Source organism: Oleisolibacter albus (assembly GCF_003336875.1).
GTDB classification, from domain to species: Bacteria; Pseudomonadota; Alphaproteobacteria; order Azospirillales; family Azospirillaceae; genus Niveispirillum; species Niveispirillum album.
Genome location: NZ_QGNJ01000010.1, coordinates 85772 through 107131, shown reverse-complemented (window position 1 = coordinate 107131; position 21360 = coordinate 85772). Strand labels below are relative to the sequence as shown.

At 67.9% G+C, this 21360-nt stretch carries 19 protein-coding genes; 12 read left to right on the top strand and 7 right to left on the bottom strand.

Going from position 1 to position 21360, the window contains the following annotated elements:
- Positions 1 to 70 precede the first annotated feature (70 nt).
- Positions 71 to 934, top strand: coding sequence for a substrate-binding periplasmic protein (locus DK368_RS14635; protein WP_114394705.1), 864 nt, complete (start codon positions 71 to 73; stop codon positions 932 to 934).
- Between the two features lie 284 nt (positions 935 to 1218).
- A complete protein-coding gene (locus tag DK368_RS14630) occupies positions 1219 to 1860 on the top strand; it encodes a substrate-binding periplasmic protein (RefSeq protein ID WP_162306042.1) in 642 nt (213 codons plus the stop codon).
- Here DK368_RS14630 and DK368_RS14625 read toward each other — a convergent pair.
- From DK368_RS14625 to DK368_RS14615, 3 genes are all read right to left on the bottom strand, one after another.
- Positions 1857 to 2642, bottom strand: a complete 786-nt coding sequence (locus DK368_RS14625) for a hypothetical protein (RefSeq protein WP_114394703.1) — start codon at positions 2640 to 2642, stop codon at positions 1857 to 1859. The genes DK368_RS14630 and DK368_RS14625 overlap by 4 nt on opposite strands.
- A gap of 100 nt (positions 2643 to 2742) precedes the next feature.
- A complete protein-coding gene (locus tag DK368_RS14620) occupies positions 2743 to 3387 on the bottom strand; it encodes an MlaC/ttg2D family ABC transporter substrate-binding protein (protein WP_240002511.1) in 645 nt (214 codons plus the stop codon).
- A gap of 97 nt (positions 3388 to 3484) precedes the next feature.
- A complete protein-coding gene (locus tag DK368_RS14615) occupies positions 3485 to 4255 on the bottom strand; it encodes an MlaA family lipoprotein (protein ID WP_114394701.1) in 771 nt (256 codons plus the stop codon).
- A gap of 273 nt (positions 4256 to 4528) precedes the next feature.
- Here DK368_RS14615 and DK368_RS14610 point away from each other — a divergent pair, with 273 nt between their 5' ends.
- The 5 genes from DK368_RS14610 to DK368_RS14590 all read left to right on the top strand — a co-directional run bounded on the left by DK368_RS14610 (position 4529) and on the right by DK368_RS14590 (position 8159).
- Positions 4529 to 5503, top strand: a complete 975-nt coding sequence (locus DK368_RS14610; protein ID WP_114394700.1) for an ArsR/SmtB family transcription factor — start codon at positions 4529 to 4531, stop codon at positions 5501 to 5503.
- Positions 5504 to 5508: 5 nt separating this feature from the next.
- Positions 5509 to 6450, top strand: a complete 942-nt coding sequence (gene metF / locus DK368_RS14605) for a methylenetetrahydrofolate reductase (RefSeq protein WP_114394699.1) — start codon at positions 5509 to 5511, stop codon at positions 6448 to 6450.
- Positions 6451 to 6553: 103 nt separating this feature from the next.
- Positions 6554 to 6775 (top strand): histidine kinase, encoded by a 222-nt coding sequence (locus DK368_RS14600; RefSeq protein ID WP_114394698.1) that lies wholly within the window; start codon positions 6554 to 6556, stop codon positions 6773 to 6775.
- Positions 6776 to 6881: 106 nt separating this feature from the next.
- Positions 6882 to 7313: a DUF2141 domain-containing protein gene (locus DK368_RS14595; protein WP_114394697.1), complete on the top strand. Its 432-nt coding sequence runs from the start codon at positions 6882 to 6884 to the stop codon at positions 7311 to 7313.
- Positions 7314 to 7490: 177 nt separating this feature from the next.
- The gene (locus DK368_RS14590; protein ID WP_162306041.1) at positions 7491 to 8159 is read left to right on the top strand and encodes a beta/gamma crystallin-related protein; all 669 of its coding nucleotides are present in this window, start codon (positions 7491 to 7493) and stop codon (positions 8157 to 8159) included.
- Positions 8160 to 8201: 42 nt separating this feature from the next.
- Here the strand turns inward: DK368_RS14590 and DK368_RS14585 are convergent, their stop codons facing one another.
- Both DK368_RS14585 and DK368_RS14580 read right to left on the bottom strand, forming a co-directional pair.
- Complete coding sequence (locus DK368_RS14585) at positions 8202 to 8381, bottom strand: hypothetical protein (protein ID WP_155524587.1); 180 nt, start codon at positions 8379 to 8381, stop codon at positions 8202 to 8204.
- A gap of 89 nt (positions 8382 to 8470) precedes the next feature.
- A complete protein-coding gene (locus tag DK368_RS14580) occupies positions 8471 to 8980 on the bottom strand; it encodes a pentapeptide repeat-containing protein (protein ID WP_114394694.1) in 510 nt (169 codons plus the stop codon).
- Between the two features lie 313 nt (positions 8981 to 9293).
- Between DK368_RS14580 and DK368_RS14575 the strand changes: the two genes are divergently transcribed.
- Positions 9294 to 10361, top strand: a complete 1068-nt coding sequence (locus tag DK368_RS14575) for a homocysteine S-methyltransferase family protein (protein WP_114394693.1) — start codon at positions 9294 to 9296, stop codon at positions 10359 to 10361.
- A gap of 70 nt (positions 10362 to 10431) precedes the next feature.
- The gene (metH, locus tag DK368_RS14570; RefSeq protein WP_114394692.1) at positions 10432 to 13128 is read left to right on the top strand and encodes a methionine synthase; all 2697 of its coding nucleotides are present in this window, start codon (positions 10432 to 10434) and stop codon (positions 13126 to 13128) included.
- 283 nt (positions 13129 to 13411) lie between these two features.
- Here metH and DK368_RS14565 read toward each other — a convergent pair whose 3' ends face one another.
- Both DK368_RS14565 and DK368_RS14560 read right to left on the bottom strand, forming a co-directional pair.
- Positions 13412 to 13960 (bottom strand): M48 family metalloprotease, encoded by a 549-nt coding sequence (locus DK368_RS14565; RefSeq protein WP_162306040.1) that lies wholly within the window; start codon positions 13958 to 13960, stop codon positions 13412 to 13414.
- 1075 nt (positions 13961 to 15035) lie between these two features.
- Entirely contained in the window at positions 15036 to 15380 is a 345-nt protein-coding gene (locus tag DK368_RS14560; RefSeq protein ID WP_114394690.1) for a hypothetical protein, read from the bottom strand.
- Between the two features lie 153 nt (positions 15381 to 15533).
- Here DK368_RS14560 and DK368_RS14555 point away from each other — a divergent pair, with 153 nt between their 5' ends.
- The 3 genes from DK368_RS14555 (at position 15534) to pepF (ending at position 21263) form a co-directional block, all read left to right on the top strand.
- Positions 15534 to 17915 (top strand): ATP-dependent helicase, encoded by a 2382-nt coding sequence (locus DK368_RS14555; protein ID WP_240002510.1) that lies wholly within the window; start codon positions 15534 to 15536, stop codon positions 17913 to 17915.
- Positions 17916 to 18078: 163 nt separating this feature from the next.
- Complete coding sequence (locus DK368_RS14550) at positions 18079 to 19170, top strand: methyl-accepting chemotaxis protein (protein WP_240002509.1); 1092 nt, start codon at positions 18079 to 18081, stop codon at positions 19168 to 19170.
- A 164-nt stretch (positions 19171 to 19334) separates the two neighbouring features.
- Positions 19335 to 21263 carry an oligoendopeptidase F gene (gene pepF / locus DK368_RS14545; protein WP_114394687.1) on the top strand — a complete coding sequence of 643 codons (1929 nt, stop codon included), beginning with the start codon at positions 19335 to 19337 and terminating at the stop codon, positions 21261 to 21263.
- Positions 21264 to 21360: the final 97 nt, after the last annotated feature.

Below are 21360 nucleotides of genomic sequence, written 5' to 3'. Positions count from 1 at the left end.
CGATCAAGGGCGGTATCGGAAACCGGTTTCTCTCTGATAGGCTGCCAGGGGAAACGATGGGGCATGGGCCATGGGGACGATCCGGTGGGGCATAGCTGTGCGGCTGGCCGTGCTGCTGGGTCTGTCGGTCATGCTTTTCTGTCAGCTTTTCCGGGCCGGGCCGGTTCAGGCGGCGGCGGGTGCGGCGGCGGGTGCAGCGGAGGCGGCCCCCCCTGCCGGCGTGCGCGTGGTCTGCGCCCCATTGCCCCTGGTTTCCGATGGCGCCGGATGCGAGAGCGGCATGGGGGCGGAGCTGGCCCGGCTGGCCTGCGGGGCGGCCGGCCTGTCCTGCCAGTTCACCCAGCAGCCGCTGGTCCGCGCCCTGGCCATGCTCCGCGCCGGGGAGGCGGATATCCTTATCGGTTCTTACTGGTCGGAGGAGCGGGCGCGGTATATGCGCTTCTCCGCCGAGCATTTCTATGTCGATCCGCTCTATGTGTTCGTCCGGCCGGAGATGGCGCGTTCGCCCGCCGACCGCCCTGCGATCCTGCGGACCGGGGTGCCGTTGGGCTGGGCCATCGGCGTTCCCCTGGATCAGCGCGCCGATCTGCACCTGGAGAGCGTGCGGACGGTGCAACTGGCCTTCTCGCTGCTGCGGCATCACCGGCTGGACGCCGTTGTCGCGCATACACGGGCGCTGGCGGAGTCGCGGGCCGTGGATGGCGACAGGGAGCTTCCCGTCCCCTTGGGAGCGCCGATCTCGTGGCGGAAGTCCTATATGGCCTTTTCGCTGGTCTTTGCGGAGAGTCCGCAGCGGCAAGCCTTCGAGTCGGCTTATGACACGGTGCTTGGGGGGCCGCTCTATCATCAGATCCTGGAGCGCTATGCGCCCGTTCCTGGGATGCAGCTGGATCAGGCCGCGAGAACTCACGCCTTCGCCCTTGGCGGGCATTGAACGGTCGGTTGTGCGGCGGCAAAGATCATCACGGAAGATCGCATTTTAACCAAATCCACTTGGTCATTCCGGGACGGCATGCTTATTTGGATATGCAGGGCGCCAGTCGCCCGGTTCTGGCGCGCCGCTGATGCAGGCAGGGGGACGGCGTGGGGGATGCAGACGGGGGATCGTCCGTAGGACGGCGGTGCGTTCTCGCCGGGCTGGCGCTCGCAGCCGGCGCCACGGTGCTGAGGCCCGCCGCGTCGCACGCCGCGAGCACGGTCCGGGTCGGGTTCCGCCCCGTGGCGCCGCTGGTGGAAGAGAGCGGCGGCGGCGTCACCGGGCTTGAAGTCGACATCATCACGACCGCCCTGGCCCATGGCGGCTTTCAGGTGCAACCCTATCTCGGTCCCCATGCCCGGCTGGCGGCGGCGGTGGAGCGCGGCGATATCGACGGGCTGGCGCCGCTGGTGGGCAGCATCCCCGGGGTCCTGCCGACGGAGCCCTATCTGCGGTACCGCAATGTGGCGCTGTCCCTGGCGGCGCGGGGCCTGACGATCCGGACGCCGGCCGACCTGCGGGGCTTGCGGGTCATCGTGTTCCAGCGGGCCGAACAGGCGTTGGGGGCCGATATCATCGCCACGATCCGCGACACGCCCGGCTACCGCGAGGAAGCCAAGCAGGATCAGATGCTGTTCGCCCTGCTGTCGGGCCGCTGCGATGTGGTCATCGGCGACCGCCGCATCCTGCAGCATCAGATCGAGCGCGCCCGGGCGCAGGTTCACAGCCGCGAACCCGTGGTCGAGCATGACCTGTTCCCGGTGCGGGATTACCCCGCGGGATTCCGGACCCCGGCCCTGGTCGATGCCTTCAATGCCGGTCTGGCCGCCATGCGTGCCGACGGGCGCTATGACACGCTGCTGGCCCACCATCCCGTGGGCTAGGCAGGGGCGGACCGGCTGCGGTCGAGGCGCACCGCACGCACGCGGGTGCGCAGCTGCTGCCCGCCGGGCAGCTCCCCCGATGGCGCCAGAAGCCAGTCCCACTCCTCGCCCGGCGGCAGGGTGGCGCCGAACAGCGTATCCTCGCGGGCAAGGGTGGTGCCGTCGGCGGCAAGGCAGTGGCGCTCGATGTCGCTCACCAGCAGAACCGGGGCCGCGAAGCCCCGCAGATGGGCCAGATGGGCCTCGACAATGCGGCGTCCCATCCGCTCCAGCTCCTGATCCGGCAGCTGCCGGGCCAGGGCGGCCAGGGGCAGCAGCGGCAGCTGCGACAGCAGGTTGGCCGAGACGACCAGGCGGATGCCGGCATCGCCGAGGAAGGCGGTGCAGCCGGGCGGCGGCGGCGGGCCGCCCTGGGCCAGCCCCGCCGCCATGCCGGTCAGGTCGAGGGTGGCCAGCGCCACCGCGGGATGGCGGCGGGCCAGCGCCCGTGCCGCCGGCAGCTGGGCGGCATCGGCCAGGACCACCCGGCGGAAACGCGCCGCCAGCTCGGCCACCGGCACATCGAGACAGGGGCCGGACCCCAGGATCAGGGCTGTGCCAGCCGGATCGGCATCGGCGGCGGCCTGGAGGATGGCGGCCCGGGTCCGCTGCTGATGCGGTGCCCAGGCCGCGGCGCAGCGCCGGGCGCGGGCGGCGCAGGCCACGGCGGCATAGCGGTAGCCCAGGCGGGCCAGCGGCGGCGGGCAGTCGGTCCGCCAGCTTGTGAGAATCTCCAGCAGCATGGCGTGACTGTAGCCCAGCGGACCCCGGACAGGAAAACGGCCCGCCAGGGGCGGGCCGTTCGGTCGAAGCCCCGAGGGGCGGGAACCCGACGCCGGGCGCTTACCTGGCCGAGGCCTGACCGGTCTGCACCGTGCGGATGCGCTGGCGCAGCGCGTCCAGCAGGGCCTCGAACCGGCCGCCATTGTTCTCGATGACACTGGCGAACTCGGAGCGCTGGGTCTGGCTCATGCTGACATTCTCGACCACCACGTCGACGATCTTGAAGCCGCCATCCTTGCCCCGGACGCGCCAGGCGACATTGACGGGCGGGCCGCTGGGCCGCAGCACCTGGCTGGTGACCACGGCGTCACGCTCGCCGGCCGGCTGGGAGCCGGTGACCTTGAACGTCTCCCCGGAATACTGGCTGAACCGCTCGGCATAGACCTCGACGATCATCTGCTCGAACAGCGACATGTATTCCTTCTGCTGGGCCGGCTGCGCCGTGTTCCAGTAGCGGCCGAGCACGAAGCGGCCGATGGTCTGGACGTCGAAATTGTCGTTCAGCAGCTCGCGGAAGACCTCCACGGCCTGCGGCTTGCTGACCTTGGGATCGGCCAGCACCGAAATGGCGCGGTCGCCCAGCTTCTGCACGAAGTCGGACGGCGCCTTGCCGGCCTGCTGGGCGGCGGCGGGAAGGGCGAAGGCGACAAGGCCGGCCAGCAGAAGGCCGACGGCGCCACGGAAAATGCTACGGCGGTTGGTCATCATGGGTGTCACGTGGGGGGCTCGCTTCGAGAAGTCAACATCAGCCCCGCCCAACAGCGGGGCAGTGACAGGCGTCACGGCAGGCGGTGCCAGAAGGTCAGGGCGTCGAGGAATTGTCATAGTCGGGAATATCGGGCATTTGCGTCGGATCTGGGGCACCGTCACGGATCAGCCCGTCGCGGCGCTGGCGGTAGAGCGAGCGCATGGCGGCGTAATAGTCGAAGCTGTTGCGGCGCAGATCGTCGATGACGTCGATATAGCCGGCGCGGGTATCCAGCACGGTCAGGCCGGTGCGGGTGTAGCTGGCCCATTCAAGGTCGTTGTTGTCAGCGTAGAGACGGACCGGATCGCCCAGATATTCGCCACCGAAGCCGACGGCGTCGCGCACCGAGGACGGGCCGATCAGCGGCAGCACGAGATAGGGACCCTCGGGCACGCCCCAAACGGCCAGGGTCTGGTCGAAGCTCTCATACTCGTAGGGGATGCCCTGCCGGGCCGCCACGTCGATCAGGCCGCCGATGCCGACGGTGGTGTTGAGGGCGAAGCGCTCCAGCACGTTGCCGGCGCCGTTCCAGTCGCCCTGCAGTGTCTGGTTGGCCAGATCCAGCGGCGAGCGCAGGTTGCGCAGGACATTGCGCACGCCGGTCTGGGCCGGGTCCGGCAGGACGGCCCGGTAGATCTCCGCCGCCGGGCGGATCAGCACGACATCGACAGCCTCGTTGACCCAGAAGATGCCACGGTTGACCGGCTCCAGCGGATCGTTGGGGCCGGGGCGGGCGGATGCGGTTGTCTGCGGCGTCGATGCGCAGCCGGTCAGCAGCATCAGCACGGCGGTGGCGGCGAGGGTGACAGGGGCGCGGCAGGACATGGGCGCAGTATTTCCGGTGGAGTGCCCTGTGGGCGGCAGGCTGGTGGGATATAACGGCTGACGACCCTATTGGCTCCCGCGCACCGCTCCACACTGCCATGCGCGGGGCGGGCAGGCCAGCGGGACGGGGGAGCGTTCGCCGCCCGGGGCCCTGTGACACCGGCCCCAGCCCGGGAAAGGTTGTACGCCCAAGACCCGGATCGGCGGCGTTGCGTTCGCATAAATATATCTTTATATATTGATTGAAGCTGAGACTGCCCCGCCGGAGAGGCCATGGAATTCCTGCTGAACGCGCTGAAGGCCGCGGCCGAGCCGACCCGGCTCCGCCTGTTGGCCCTGTGCGCCCGGGGCGAGCTGACGGTCACGGAGCTGACGCAGATCCTGGGGCAGAGCCAGCCGCGTGTGTCCCGGCATCTGAAGCTGCTGTGCGAGGCCGGCCTGCTGGAGCGCTACCGCGAAGGCATCTGGGCCTATTACCGTCTGGCCGAGCGTGGCCCGACCGCCGATCTGGCCCAGACCCTGGTGGATGCCATCCCGGGCGGGGACGAGAGCCTGTCGCTGGATCTGGAGCGGCTGGGCGGCATCCGCGCGGCCCGCCGGGCCGCCGCCGACCGCTATTTCAGCGAGAATGCCGCCCGCTGGCATGAGATCCGCGGCCTGCATGTGCCGGAACGGGAGGTGGAGGAGAAGCTGCTCCGCCTGCTGCCCACGGGCGAGATCGGCGACCTGCTGGACATCGGCACCGGCACCGGCCGCATGCTGGAGCTGACCGCCCCGCGGGCGGCGCGGGTGGTGGGCATCGACGGGTCGCGCGACATGCTGGCCGTGGCCCGCGTCAATCTGGAGAAGGCCGGGCTGCGCCATGCCCAGGTCCGCCTGGGCGACATGTACCAGCTGCCGCTGCCGGGGCAGAGCCAGGATGTGGTCATCATCCACCAGGTGCTGCATTTCGCCGAGGACCCGGCCGGCGCCCTGGCCGAGGCGGCGCGGGTGCTGCGTCCCGGCGGCGTGCTGCTGATCGTCGATTTCGCCGCCCACACCCTGGATTATCTGCGCAGCGAGCATGCCCACCGCCGGCTGGGGTTCGAACCGGCCGAGGTCGCGGGCTGGCTGTCCCGGGCCGGGCTGACCCCGGACCCGGCCGTGCTGCTGCCGGGTGATCCGCTGACCGTCTGCATCTGGCGGGCTTCCCGTCCCGCCCTGTCCTCTACCCGTCCGCGGCCCGTTCCCGCTGCCACCGGAGCCTGATCGCCATGAGCCTTGCCGACCTGATGGACGCCACCCATCCGCCCCAGTCCGCTTCCGGGAACCTGGCGGTCAGTTTCGAGTTCTTTCCGCCCAAGACCGAGAAGATGAACGAGACGCTGTGGCAGGCGATCCATCGCCTGGCGCCGCTGCGGCCGGCCTTCGTCTCGGTCACCTATGGGGCCGGCGGCAGCACGCGCGAGCGTACCCATGCCACGGTGACGGAGATCCAGAAGCAGACCGGCATCCCGGCGGCGGCCCACCTGACCTGTGTGGCGGCCACGCGGGAGGAGATCGACTCCATCGCCCGTGCCTATTGGGAGGCCGGCATCCGCCATATCGTCGCCCTGCGCGGCGATCCGCCGCCGCGGCCGGACGGCAGCGGCGGTCTGGGCGGTCTGGGCTATGAACCCCATCCCGGCGGCTATGCCTATGCCGCCGATCTGGTGGCCGGCCTGAAGCGGGTCGCCGATTTCGAGATCTCCGTCGCCTGCTTCCCGGAGACCCACCCGGAAGCGGTCAGCGCCGCGGCGGACCTGGACAATCTCAAACGCAAGGTCGATGCCGGCGCCACCCGCGCCATCAGCCAGTTCTTCTTCGATCCCACGGCCTTCCTGCGCTTCCGCGACATGGTGGCCGCCCGGGGCATCGATGTCGCCCTGGTGCCCGGCATCATGCCGATCCTGAACTTCACCAAGGCGGCGGAGATGGGCGGCAAGTGCAACGCCCATGTGCCGGACTGGATGCGCGACCTGTTCGACGGGCTGGACGAGGCCCCGGAGACGCGCCAGCTGGTGGCGGCCACGGTGGCGGTGGAACAGTGCCGCTTCCTGGCCAAGCATGGGGTCGACCAGTTCCATTTCTATACCCTGAACCGGGCGGAACTGACCGTGGCCATCTGCCATATGCTGGGGCTGCGCGCCAAGCGGCCCGCGGCGGTTCCGGCCTGAGCGCCTATCCCCCCGGCGGCTTGATCCGGACAGACAAGCGCTTCATCCTTTCGGGGATAAGGGCCGGCCCGGCGATGAAGGGGCCGGCCGCAGGGAGACGCCCATGACGCTGTATCTGGTATCCCGCGACAATCCGCAGGGTCTGAAGACGGAAGAAATCCTGTTCGCGCTGCGGGCAGATCTGCTGGAGCGCATGGTGTCCTACCGCAGCGATCCCCGGCGGGAAATGAAGGCCGTGCTGGCCAACAATATCCGCATCCTGGGCCTGCTGACCGAGGCCATGGTGCTGGCGGAGGAGAATACCCGCATCATCGACCAGGGATGAGCAGGGAAGCCGCGCGGCCGTCCAGGCTACCTCCCCTGGCCGGGTCGCCGGTGCAAGGACGGGCGGCATATCCTGCGGCGGATTCCCCGTCCGGAGGTCATGCCCGATGCGCGCCCTGTTCCTGTGCGTTTTGCTGCTGGCCGGTCCCGGGGCGCCATGGCCGGCCCGGGCGGCGGACCTGTCGCTGACCGTGGTCAATCTGGCGCCCGGCGGGCAAGGGACCCTGCGGGCCGCCCTCTATGCGTCGGCCGAGGATTTCGAGCACAAGGGGCAGCCTTTCGCCGCCCTGATGATGCGGCAGGCCGAGGAGGGCGTGCATCTGAGCCTGGGGCCGCTGCCGCCCGGCCGCTATGCCGTGCGGGTGTTCCAGGACCTCAACGCCAACGGCACGCTGGACACCAACCTGCTGGGCATCCCCACGGAGCCTTTCGGCTTTTCCAACGATGCCATGGGGGAGATGGGGCCGCCCTCCTTCGCGGCGGCGGCCATCACGCTGGAGAGCGCGCCGCTGGCCATCCGCGTGACGCTGCGGCGGTAGCCGGGCCGCATCCGGTCTCATCCTCCCTGTATGCCCGTCTTCCCGGCCGGGATGCCGCCGCCGTGCCGCGCCCGTGCCGTGCGGCGGCCACAAAGACCCGCCAGCCTGAGGCTGGCCCCGCCTGCGCGGCGGTCCTCCGGTCGGGAGGGCGGGGCCGCCTGCCTGGGGAGACGGCCGATGAAGGGATTGCTGGCGATGACGGTGGCGGCGGTGCTCTGGTCGGGGTCCGCCCTGGCCGGGGCCATCACGCTGTATTCCGAGCCGGGCTTCCGTGGGGACCGCCTGACCCTGCGCAGCGATGTGGGCAATCTCGACGGCTATGGCCGCTGGAACGACCGGGCCCGCTCGCTGGTGGTGCATGGCGGCACCTGGGACGTGTGCAAGCACGCCGGCTATCGCAAGTGCCGGACGCTGGGGCCGGGGACCCGCCTGGCCAACCTGGAGGGGATGAGCTATCTCGACGCCATCTCGTCCCTGCGCGAGGTGGAGACGCCGGGCCGCTGGGGCGGGCGGGACGACGACCCGTGGGACCGGGGCCGCTGGGACCGGGACCCCTGGCAGGATGACCGCTGGGACGATCCCTGGGGCCGTCCGCCGCCGCCGCCCGCGCCATGGCCGCGCCCCCTGCCGCCGCCCGCGGGCGGCGCGATCATCTGGGACGACGATCGCGGCAGCGGGCCGGGGTTGAGCGCCTGCCAGCAGCAGGTCTATCAGGGGTTCGTCGATCGCTTCGGCCAGCGTGCCCGCGCCAATTTCACCGGCCTGCCCGATGACGGCAGCATCTGGTGGGAGGGGCAGTCCTGGCGCTACCGCTGTGCCGGCGGCCGCATCAACATCTGGCAGTGACGGCATCTGGCCGTGCCGGCGGCCGGGGCGGGTCCCCGCGGGTCAGTCCTCGCCGCCCAGGTCGCGGCGGACCAGGGCGTCATAGGCGGCGGCCACGGACAGGCCGCCCATCAGGCCCAGGACCTGCGGCCCTCCGCCGGCAGCGAGGAAGCCGCCGGCGATGGCGTGGGTGGCGCCGCCCGCCACCAGGGCCAGGACGATCGACAGGGCGGTCCGGATCAAGGCGATGCTCCCCAGGACGGGCCGGGCGGGATGCCGGCGCCGCATGAAGACGCAAACAGCGCAAGTGCCCGCCCGTTGCGGCGGTGCCGTCAGTTGCACTGGCCCAGGGAGGGGGTGGCGCAGTGGCGCTGGCCGTCGATCCAGGTGGCGCCCGACAGGTCGGCATGGCGCAGGCTGGCGCCTTCGATCTGGGCGCCGGTGAGATCGGCGCCCTTGAGATCCGCCCCGACCAGGATGGCGTTGCGCAGATCGGTGCCGCGCAGCCGGGCCGCGGTCAGCGTGGCGCGGGTGAGATCGGCCTCGATGAGGCGCGCCCCGTCCAGGATCGCCTGGTCCAGGCGGGCGCTCATGAATTTGGCGCGGTAGGCATCGGCCTCGGCCAGGGTGGCGCCGGTCAGGTCGCTGCGCTGGAAGGTGGCCTCCCGCAGCATGGCGCCGGTGAGATCGGTCTGCTTGAGATCCCGCCCGTCGAGATAGCAGCGGCGCCAGTTCACCGCCGGGGCCGCGGCATCGGTGCAGGCGGCCCGGGCCACGGCCGGCCCGAGGCACAGCAGGAGACCGGCGAGCAGGGCGGAGGCGGCGCGGGAGCGGCGGGGCATGGGACAAGACATAGGGGGTAGGGCGCCGTTTCGCCAGCGGAAAGCGGCCGGGCGCATGCCGACATCCACCGATTCCGTCGGCTGTCCCCCGCGCCTGTTCCCCGCCTATCCCCCCGCCTATCCCGATGCCGGCTGGCCTTGCCGCCGGCTTTGCGGCAGGCAGGCAGGGCGCCCGCGGGAGCGGCCGCAAAGCGCGCGGGTAATCACATAAAGATATCTTTATGTTTGCATGCGTCGATGCGGCAATGTTAAGACAGGGCAGTGGCCGTGCCCCACGACGGGCGCGGTCGTGTCTGCTGCAAGGAAAACGGTCATGACCCGCGCCGAACGGCTGAAGCGCCTGCCGGAAATCGCCGCCGAACGCATCCTGGTGATCGACGGCGCCATGGGCACCATGATCCAGCGCCACAAGCTGGACGAGGCCGGCTATCGCGGCGCGCGCTTCAAGGATTGGGGCCGCGACGTCAAGGGCAACAACGACCTGCTGAACCTGACGCAGCCGCGGATCATCCAGGACATCCACGCCCAGTATCTGGCCGCCGGCGCCGACATCATCGAGACCAACACCTTCAACTCCACCAGCATCAGCCTGGCCGATTACGGCATGGAGGATCTGGCCTATGAGCTGAACCGGGCCGGCGCCGCCCTGGCCCGCGCCGCGGCCGACGCGGCCGAGGCGGTGGAGCCGTCGCGCCCGCGCTATGTGGCCGGCGCCCTGGGGCCGACCAACCGCACCGCCAGCATCAGCCCGGTGGTGACCGATCCCGGCTTCCGCAATGTCGATTTCGACGAGCTGCGCACGGCCTATGCCGAGCAGACCCGCGGGCTGATCGATGGCGGGGCCGACCTGCTGCTGGTGGAGACGGTGTTCGACACGCTGAACGCCAAGGCCGCCCTGTTCGCCGTCGAGGAGGTGATGGAGGCGATGGGGGTGGATCTGCCGGTGATGATTTCCGGCACCATCACTGACCGCTCCGGCCGCACCCTGTCCGGCCAGACCGGCGAGGCCTTCTGGAACAGCCTGCGCCATGTGAAGCCCTTCTCCATCGGGCTGAACTGCGCCCTGGGCGCCGACCTGATGCGGCCCTATGTGCAGGAGCTGAGCCGGGTGGCCGATGTCTATGTCTCCGCCTATCCCAATGCCGGCCTGCCCAACGAGTTCGGCGGCTATGACGAGACGCCGGCCGACATGGCCCATGCCCTGCACGGCTGGGCCGCCGACGGGCTGGTCAATGTGCTGGGCGGCTGCTGCGGCACCACGCCGGACCATATCCGCGCCATCGCCGAGGCCGTGCGGGGCATTGCGCCGCGCAAGCCCGCCGTGATCGAGCCGGCCATGCGCCTGTCGGGCCTGGAGCCCTTCACCATGCCGGCCTTCTGATCCCCGCCTTTCCGGTTCCGCCCTTTCCTTGTCCCGGCGTCCGCCGAGCCCCAAGCCCCCGAGTGTCCCGATGACCGAGACCACCGCCCCCCGCACCGCCAGCTTCGTCAATATCGGCGAGCGCACCAACGTCACCGGTTCGGCCAAGTTCAAGAAGCTGATCCTGGACGGCAAGTACGAGGCGGCGCTGGACGTGGCCCGCGACCAGGTGGTCAACGGCGCCCAGGTCATCGACATCAACATGGACGAGGCCATGCTGGACAGCGAGGCGGCCATGGTCCGCTTCCTGCGCCTGATCGCCTCGGAACCCGACATCGCCCGGGTGCCGGTCATGATCGACAGCTCCAAATGGAGCGTCATCGAGGCGGGGCTGAAGAATGTGCAAGGCAAGCCCATCGTCAACTCCATCTCCCTGAAGGAGGGGGAGGCGCCGTTCATCGCCCATGCGCGGCAGATCAAGCGCTATGGCGCCGCCGTGGTGGTCATGGCCTTCGACGAGACGGGGCAGGCCGACACCAAGGCGCGCAAGATCGAGATCTGCAAGCGCTCCTACGACATCCTGGTGAGCAAGGTCGGGTTCCCGGCCGAGGACATCATCTTCGACCCCAACATCTTCGCCGTCGCCACCGGCATCGAGGAGCACAACAACTACGCCGTCGATTTCATCGAGGCGACGCGGGAGATCCGGCGGCTCTGCCCGCACGCCCATGTCTCCGGCGGCCTGTCGAACGTCTCCTTCAGCTTCCGCGGCAACAACCCCGTGCGCGCGGCCATGCACAGCGTCTTCCTGTACCATGCCATCCCGGCCGGCATGGATATGGGCATCGTCAATGCCGGCGAACTGCCGGTCTATGACGAGATCCCGGCGGAACTGCGCGAGCGGGTGGAGGATGTCATCCTCAACCGCCGCCCCGACGCCACCGACCGGCTGCTGGAGGTCGCCGACAAGTACAAGGGCGGCGGCGTCAAGAAGGAGGCCGACCTGTCCTGGCGCCAGCAGGAGGTCAAGGCCCGCCTGGCCCATGCGCTGGTCCACGGCATCGACGAATTCATCAACACCGATGTGGAGGAGGCCCGGCAGGCGGCGGCGCGGCCGCTGCATGTCATCGAAGGCCCGCTGATGGACGGCATGAACGTGGTCGGCGACCTGTTCGGCGCCGGCAAGATGTTCCTGCCGCAGGTGGTGAAGTCGGCCCGCGTGATGAAGAAGGCCGTGGCCTATCTGCTGCCTTATATCGAGGCGGAAAAGGCCGCCAGCGGCGATCTGGCCAGCCAGAGCGCCGGCAAGGTGCTGATGGCCACGGTGAAGGGCGATGTCCACGACATCGGCAAGAACATCGTCGGCGTCGTCTTGCAGTGCAACAACTTCGAGGTGGTGGATCTGGGCGTGATGGTGCCGGCCGCCACCATCCTGGACGAGGCGAAGAAGCACCAGGTGGACATCATCGGCCTGTCCGGCCTGATCACCCCGTCGCTGGACGAGATGGTGTTCGTGGCCAAGGAGATGGAGCGCCAGGGCTTCCAGATGCCGCTGCTGATCGGCGGGGCCACCACCTCCAAGGTGCATACGGCGGTCAAGATCGATCCCGGCTATCACGGCGCCGTGGTGCATGTCATCGACGCCAGCCGGGCCGTGGGCGTGGCCCAGAACCTGCTGGGCGGCGGCAAGGCCGACTATATCGCCGGCATCAAGGCGGACTATGCCCGCATGCGCGAGGCCCATGCCCGCGCCCAGCAGGGCCGCGCCCGCCTGCCCATCGAGGAGGCGCGGGCCAACACGGTGCGCATCGACTGGCCGGCCTATGAGCCGACGGCGCCGCTGAAGCCCGGCCTGACCGTGTTCGAGGACTATGATCTGGCCGAACTGGCCACCCGCATCGACTGGAAGCCCTTCTTCCAGGCCTGGGAGCTGCACGGCAACTTCCCGGCCATCCTGGAGGACGAGAAGGTCGGCGCCCCGGCGCGGGCGCTGTGGAACGACGCCCAGGCCATGCTGCAGCGGATCATCGGCGAGAAGTGGCTGACCGCCCGCGGCGTCTGCGCCTTCTGGCCGGCCAACAGCGTCGGCGACGATATCGAGCTGTACAGCGACGATGGCCGGACCACGGTGCTGGACCGGCTGCACATGCTGCGCCAGCAGATGGCGCGCGAGCCCGGCCGCGACCGGGCGCACCAGTGCCTGGCCGATTTCGTGGCGCCCAGGGACAGTGGCGTCAAGGACTGGATCGGCGGCTTCGCCGTCACCGCCGGCCATGGGCTGGAGGAACGGGCCAAGGCCTTCGAGGCCGCCCATGACGATTACAGCGCCATCCTGCTGAAGGCCCTGGGCGACCGGCTGGCCGAGGCCTTCGCCGAGCGCCTGCATGAGCGCGTGCGCACGGAGCTGTGGGGCTATGCCGCCGGCGAGGATCTGACCAACGAGCAGCTGATCCGCGAGGAGTATCGCGGCATCCGCCCGGCGCCGGGCTATCCCGCCTGCCCGGACCATACGGAGAAGGCCACGCTGTTCCGGCTGCTGGACGCCACGGCCAAGGCCGGCATCAGCCTGACCGAGAGCTTCGCCATGGTGCCGACGGCCGCCGTGTCCGGCTGGTACATCGCCCATCCCGAGGCGAAGTATTTCGGCCTGGGCAAGGTCGAGCGCGACCAGGTGGCCGACTATGCCCGGCGCAAGGGCATGGATCTGGCCGTCATGGAACGCTGGCTGGCCCCCAACCTCAACTACGACCCCGACGCCGAACCCCGGCCCGCCGCCGCCGCGGCGTGAGGGGCGACAGCGGGACCAGGGCGGAAGCCGCGGTCTTCGCGGTTGCTATGTGCCGAGATGGTGGTGCAGGTGTCGGCTCGGCGTCACGCCTACCAGCACCCCTTGGAAGTCTCGTGCCCCGACCATGGGGCACAAGAGCGCAGCGCGAACAGGATGGCGGTCAGCGCCACCGCGATCACCACTGAGGTCTCCTGCACTTTAGTTAGAGAATGGTCTCGGTGGATTCAACGGCTCAATCAGTACTTGTAGAGCCTGTATCCGGAATATTTAGCCTTATGACGACTCAATATACACCCCGGGTTGCTGATCGCTTCAGCAGCGCCACGCGAATACTCTTTTCGATGCTCGGGGATAGAGTCGTCTGGGCGCAAAATAGAACGCGCTTGACCCCTAGTATTCGAGCGGCTCTGGCATCTGCGCGAATTTCCCGCCAATAATACCCAAAAATTGCAAGAATAATATATAAAACAAAAGAAGTAAAAAGAAGCGCCACATTACAGTATTCGAAATTTTTTTTAATTAAAACAAAATTTAATATTAATATAGTTAATACATATGAAATAAACCATATAGTCATATATGACATTGTGAAGCATCTATCTTTTGCATGCGCAAGTTCGTGCGCAATCAATACCTCTAGATTACATTTATCTTCGAGTGCTGCTTTATTTATTGTTACTTCGTGATTGAATGGATCGTATTGACCGGAGAAAACATTTGAGTTTGATATAGAAACTGACGGCACATTAATTCCAAGCGCACTTGATAGACGAGAGACGATCTCTTGCACATCGTCTGGCACATATTTGCTTTTTATTGTTGTTGTCTCCATTTTCATTTTCCTTTTCTGTTTTGCGCATAGTGCACGGAATACAAGGTACCAGCCACTCTGGCGTCGAAAGCACTGGGCCATGCTCTATGCAAAAAAAAGCAAGAAATACCAACATGTCAAGAATAAATATGTGTATGTATGGTGTCTTGGCATAGAAAAAGAGAAAAGAGAAAAGAGAAAAAGAGAAAAAGAGAAAATCATCTTAAGCATGAATGCTGGGTGGGATTTTATGTCCGGAGTCGCGACATGCTGTCGGTTGATATGGATCGGCCCACCTGAATCCGGCCGACGCGGCTTCCACCTTGTTGCTTCGCGCGGAGGAAGCCGACCACACCTGAGTCGAGGGAAGCGGCAGCGATGTCCGTTAGAGTTGCGTACTGCATCAGGAGATTGGTCTTAATCATACAAAAGCTCGTAAATTGAGTTGTTTTTGATAGTGAAGTCCTCCAATTAGCAGGATTTGTGCTAATTATTCAGAACGCATAACAAAGCCGGTTCTGGGAGGTTGGAGAGGGTATGGCTGCGAGCGGGCGTCCGGAACGCCTGCAGCGGGTGCTGCTGGACGGCTTGTGGAATGTGAAGGCGATTGATTGGGGCCGGGCGACAGTGCATCGGCGCCGGGAAAGGGGGGCGAGGGCGCAGGGCTGAGTTTGGTTAACCGGGGCAGGTCTGACAGAAAGCGTCACGTTTGTGTGGACGCCAGCAGTATCCCGTTTGCCCTGAGACTCTTGCCGGCCAATCGGCGCGACAGCAGGGAACTGTTTGCCCTGGTGGACACCACACTGCCGCTTAGCTCTGCGCTGCCGTCGCATTACGCTCGGGATCGCTAGGCACGGCATCGACACAGGCCAGCGGCTGGGTCGGTACAGGTGAGTGGTCGAGAGGACACTGGCCTGGTTCAATCGATCCCGCCGCCTTGCCGCGAGTTACGACCGACGTACCGACATCTGCACGGCCCTCCACAACCTCGCTCCCAGCCTTATCTGCTGCGCTTCGTCCAGAAATGGCTCTGTTAGGCGCTCTTAGCCGCCTTGCAAGGTCCCCCCGGCCGAAGACCATGCCTTCGGCCGGGGGGTCACCATTTGCGTTCGCTGCGCAGGCCGCTGTTGTTCAGCGCGTCGAGGATGCCGCCGGTGTGTTTCGGGCGCGGGGCCTCCAGCCGGCGGGTGGCGCGCTCCACCGCGCGGATGGCGGTTTCGGAGGCGTCGCTGTGGATGCGGCGGCGGACATCGCCGTTGAGGGACTCGAAGGCCTGCCGGGCGAAATCGAGCGCGGCTTCGGAGCGTGTGTCCACCACCTGACGCAGGGCATTGGCCGCCATCAGGCATTCCAGCCGCTCTGGTCCGGTGATGTCGTCCAGCACATTGGCGAGAATCCCCATCGCTTCCAGCGTCTTGGGATCGTTCAACTGCAAGGACATCTCCTCAATCCTCCGGGCTTGCGGCGCGCATCTTTCCACTCCGCGCCGTCTTCCGCAACGCTCTCGCATGCCCAAGGGTCCCGCTGTCGCAGGGGCATCCCTGCCGCGGGAGGGGGAGACGGGGGCGCCGGCCGTGCTATATATGTTCTCACCATGAGCGATCCGATCTCCGCGCCGATGCCGCCCCGCCAGCCCGTTTCCGCCCCTGTTGCCGCCCCTGCCGCCGCCGCTGGCGGGGTGCCCGCACCGGCGGGCCGCTTCCCCTATCTGGAGGGGCTGAACCCCGTGCAGCGGGAAGCGGTGGAGGCGCTGGACGGGCCGGTGCTGGTGCTGGCCGGCGCCGGCACCGGCAAGACCCGGGTGCTGACGACACGGCTGGTGCATCTGCTGATGACCCGGCATGCCAGCCCCTGGAACGTGCTGACGGTGACCTTCACCAACAAGGCGGCGCGGGAGATGCGCGACCGCGTCGACCACATGCTGGGCCAGCCGTCGGAAGGCTGGTGGATGGGCACGTTCCACGCCCTGGCCGCCCGCATCCTGCGCCGCCATGCCGAGCTGGTGGGGCTGAAATCCACCTTCACCATCCTGGACACCGACGACCAGATCCGGCTGCTGAAGCAGATCCTGGAGGTCGAGGGCGTCGACTCCAAGAAATGGCCCGCCCGCGTGATCCTCAACGCCATCGAGCGCTGGAAGGACCGGGCGCTGACGCCGGACCGGCTGAAGCCGGCCGACGGCGGCGACACGGCCAATGGCCGGCTGGTGGAGATCTACCGCCAGTACCAGGACCGGCTGCGCACGCTGAACGCCTGTGATTTCGGCGACCTGCTGCTGCACGGCATCACCCTGTTCCAGACCCATGCCGACGTGCTGGAGGAGTATCAGCGCCGCTTCCGCTACATCCTGGTGGACGAGTACCAGGACACCAACGTGGCCCAGTATCTGTGGCTGCGGCTGCTGGCCCAGGGGCACCGCAACATCTGCTGCGTCGGCGACGACGACCAGTCGATCTATGGCTGGCGCGGCGCCGAGGTCGGCAACATCCTGCGCTTCGAGCATGATTTCCCCGGCGCCAAGGTGGTGCGGCTGGAGCAGAACTACCGCTCCACGGCCCATATCCTGGCGGCGGCCCACGGCATCATCGCCAACAACCAGGGCCGGCTGGGCAAGCAGCTCTGGACCGAGACCGAGGGCGGCGAGAAGGTCCGCGTCCGCGGCCTGTGGGATGCCGAGGAGGAGGCACGCTGGGTCGGCGACGAGGTGGAGGCGCTGCAGCGCCAGGGCACCAGCCTGTCGCAGATGGCCGTGCTGGTGCGCGCCGGCTTCCAGACCCGCGAGTTCGAGGAGCGCTTCATCACCCTGGGCCTGCCCTACCGCGTGGTGGGCGGCCCCCGCTTCTATGAGCGCCAGGAGATCCGCGACGCGCTGGCCTATCTGCGCGTGGTGGTCAGCCCGGAGGACGATCTGGCCTTCGAGCGCATCATCAATGTGCCCAAGCGCGGCATCGGCCCGGCCACGGTGCAGCAGATCCAGGTGGCGGCCCGCACGCTGGGCGTGCCGCTGACCGAGGCGACCTGGCAGCTGACCCAGACCGACGAGCTGAAGCCCAAGGTGCGCAGCACGCTGCGCGGCCTGTCCGACGATCTGTTCCGCTGGCGCGCCCAGGTCGACCGCGTGGCCCATACCGATCTGGCCCAGTCCATCCTGGACGAGAGCGGCTATACCCGCATGTGGCAGGAGGACAAGACGCCGGAGGCGCCGGGCCGGCTGGAGAACCTCAAGGAACTCATCAACGCCATGGGCGAGTTCGAGAACCTGACCGGGTTCCTGGAGCATGTGTCCCTGGTGATGGAGAATGCCGACGCCTCCGGCGCCGAGCAGGTGACGCTGATGACTCTGCACGGTGCCAAGGGCCTGGAATTCGACGTGGTGTTCCTGCCGGGCTGGGAGGAGGGCGTGTTCCCCAGCCAGCGCACCCTGGACGAGAACGGCGTGGCCGGGCTGGAGGAGGAGCGGCGTCTGGCCTATGTGGGCATCACCCGCGGGCGCCGGCGCGTCTTCATCAGCCACGCCGCCAACCGGCGCATCCATGGCAGCTGGTCGACCTCGCTGCCGTCGCGATTCGTCGATGAGCTGCCGCCCGAGCATATCGAGGTGGAGAACGCGCCCGGCCTGGGCGGCACCGCCTATGGCAGCTACAAGGACATGGCGGCCCGCGGCGTGGCCGGCGGCGGCTTCGCAGCCGGGGGCTGGTCCGGCAGCGGCGGCTTCTCCGACCGCTTCAACCGCATGGGCCAGAAGGCGGCCCAGGCACCGCAGCGCGGGCGCCTGATCGAGGGTAGCGCCGTCGATGTCACCCCGCGCAGCCGGCCCGACCGCCCCTATAATCCCGGCGCCCGAGTCTTCCACCAGAAGTTCGGCTACGGCACCGTCACCGCCGTGGAGAACGACAAGCTGGAGATCCGCTTCGACGTGGCCGGCACGAAGAAGGTCATGGACAGCTTCGTTGTGCCCGCCGAGAAGGCAGGGTGATTAAAGACTGTGCCCGATAACAAGGCAGAACACGCCGCGCCCAGTGAATACTTATGAATTTGTAGAATTTTATACTGGCATTTAAGTTCGATATGCGATGAGCATCCGGCTGGATGTTGTTGCCCGGCTGTTGGACCGTGGCCGGGCTAGCCGGGATGACACCATGTCGACATCGATTGCCGCTCTGTCTTCTTCCAAGATCAAGGACGCTGCCGGGATCGCCGCCGGGGGCGCCGATGCCCGGCCGGAGCGCATCCTGGAGCTGGCCGGCGAGGTGGGGGACGCCGTCCGCAGCCGCACCGGGGCCATCCGCGCCATCACCGGCCAGACCAAGATCCTGGCCCTCAACGCCCTGATCGAATCCGCCCGCGCCGGCGATGCCGGCCGCGGCTTCGCCGTGGTGGCCAACGAGGTCAAGGCGGTGTCGAGCCAGATCGAGCAGGTGGCCCAGGCGCTGGAGCTGGAACTGTCCAGCAAGGTCGGCGCCCTGGAGGAGGTCGGCGCCCGCATGGTCGAGGATGTGCGCGGCCAGCGTCTGGCCGACCTGGCCTTCAATGCCATCGAGATCATCGACCGCAACCTGTACGAGCGCACCTGCGATGTGCGCTGGTGGGCCACCGACAGCGCCATCGTGCAGGCGGCGGCCAGCCGCTCGCCGGAGGCGTGCGGGTTCGCCAGCCGGCGGCTGGGCGTGATCCTGGATGCCTATACCGTCTATCTCGACCTCTGGATCGTCGGGCCGGACGGGCGGGTGCTGGCCACCGGCCGGCCCGACCGCTTCCGCTGCACCGGGCTGGACGTGTCGGGCGACGCCTGGTTCCGCGATGCCATGGCCCGCAGCAGCGGCGACGACTATGCCGTGGCCGATATCAGCACGGTCGGCGGGCTGGAGGGGCGGCAGTCCGCCACCTATGCCGCGCCGATCTTCGCCCAGGGGGCCAAGACCGGCCAGAAGCTGGGCGTGCTGGGCGTGCATTTCGACTGGGGGCCGCAGGCCGGCACCGTGGTCGGCGGCGTGCGCCTGCGCGAGGACGAGGCGGCGCGGACGCGCGTGCTGCTGCTGGACCGCGACCTGCGGGTCATCGCCGCCTCCGACGGACAGGGCATCCTGACCAGCCGGTTCCCGCTGGAGACGGGCGGCCGGGACCAGGGCTTCTACACCGACGGCAGCGGGGCGGTGGTGGCCTTCGCCCGCACCCCGGGATACGAGACCTACAAGGGGCTGGGCTGGTACGGCTGCATTGTCCAGCACTGATGGCCAGCACTAGGACGGACCCTTGCCGCGGAGGGCCGGCGTAACGCTTCCGTTACACTTTTTCCGGCAGCGGCGCGGCGGGGCTGGTCTATATCGGACGTAATCCCCCGTCAGGGGAGGCGGCCCGCGGCCGCCGGCCACAACAGCAGCAAACAGGGATACGCATGACCACCCGTACCGCCCGCCGGACCCATCTGCTGGGGGCCGCCGCCATCGCCCTTCTGACCGGACTGGCCCTGCCGGCCCTGGCCGCCCAGCCCGCGGCATCCGGGGCCGCCGCCGCGGCGCAGGCGCCCGATGCCCGCCCCGATGCCCCCTATGTCTGGGACCTGACCACCCTGTTCAAGACACCGGAGGCCTGGGAGGCCGAGCGCAAGGCCGTGGCGGCCGAGCTGCCGGCGCTGGCGGCGCTGAAGGGCACGCTGGGCAAGGATGCGGCGTCGCTGCGCAAGGCCATGGATGCCATGTCGGCGGTGCGGCTGCGCATGGAGCGGCTGGGCGTCTATGCCTCGGCCCAGTTCAGCACCGATGCCCGCGACACCGCGGCCCAGGAGCGCGCCGGCCTGATGCGGCAGCTGGGGGCCGATCTGGGCTCCGCCACCGCCTGGCTGGCGCCGGAGATCCTGGATGTGGGCGCCCAGAAGATCGAAGGCTTCATCAAGGCCGACAAGGGGCTGGAGAAGCACGCGGTCGAGCTGCGCGACACCCTGCGCCAGGCCCCGCACACCCTGTCCAAGGACACCGAGGCCGCCCTGGCCGCCGTCGGCCCCGCCATGTATGGCGCCGGCAACACCTATCAGCTGCTGACCAGCTCGGACATCGCCTGGCCCACGGTCAAGCTGGCCGACGGCACCGAGGTGAAGCTGAACCAGATCGGCTACAGCAAGCTGCGCGAAAGCCCGGACCGGGCCGTGCGCAAGCAGGCCTTCGACGTGTTCTGGAAGGCCTACGGCCAGTACACCAGCACCAATGGCAGCCTGCTGGCCAACCGCATCCAGGCCGGCGTGTCCATGGCCAAGCTGCGCAAGTATGAGAGCGCCGCCGCCGCGTCGCTGGACCAGAACGACATCCCGGTCGCGGTCTACAAGACGCTGGTGGCCGAGGCCAACAAGGGCCTGCCGACGCTGCACCGCTATCTGAAGCTGCGCCAGCGGCTGCTGGGGCTGCCGGACCTGAATTACTACGACATCTATCCGCCCATCGTGAACCTGGACCGCAAGTTCGGGATCGAAGAGGCCAAGACCCTGACCCTGGGCGCCACCAAGCCCCTGGGCGACGAGTACCAGCAGATGCTGAAGGAGGCGGTGGACGGCCGCTGGATGCATGTCTATCCGGCCGAGGGCAAGCGCCCCGGCGCCTACCAGACCGGCGTCTATGGCGTGCATCCCTTCGTCTTCCTGAACCATCAGGACAATTTCGACAGCGTCAGCACCTTCGCCCATGAATGGGGCCACGGCATGCACACCAAGCTTGCCGACAAGACCCAGCCCTTCGAGACGGCCGGCTATTCCCTGTTCGTGGCCGAGGTGGCCTCCACCACCAACGAGATCCTGCTGGCCGACTACATGATGGAGAATGCCGCCAGCAAGGATGAGCAGATCTTCTATCTGGGCCATCTGCTGGACACGCTGCGCGGCACCTTCTTCCGCCAGACCATGTTCGCCGAGTTCGAGCTGCGCACCCACGAGGCGGTGGAGCGCGGCGAGGCCCTGAGCGGCAAGAAGATGAACGAGATCTACTGCGATCTGCTGAAGCGCTACCACGGCGACGCCGAGGGCGTGATGAAGATCGACCCGGCCTATTGCGCCGAATGGCAGATGGTCAACCACTTCTACCGGCCGTTCTACGTCTACCAGTACGCCACCTCCATCGCCGCGGCCGCCTATTTCGCCGGCCAGATCGAGACCGGCGGCGACAAGGCCCGCGACACTTATCTCAGCGTGCTGCGGGCCGGCGGCTCCCAGTACCCCTACCAGCTGCTGAAGGCCAAGGGCGTGGATCTGGCCACGCCGGTGCCGTACCAGGCGCTGCTGAAGCGCATGAACGACACCATGGACCAGATCGAGGCGCTGCTGGACGAGAAGAAGAAGTAAGCCACGGCCCGGTTCCGGGTGCGCATCGGGGCGGCATCGGCGATGCCGCCCTTTTTCTTGCCGTCTGCGTGCGTCCGTGTGCGCGGGTCCGTGGTGT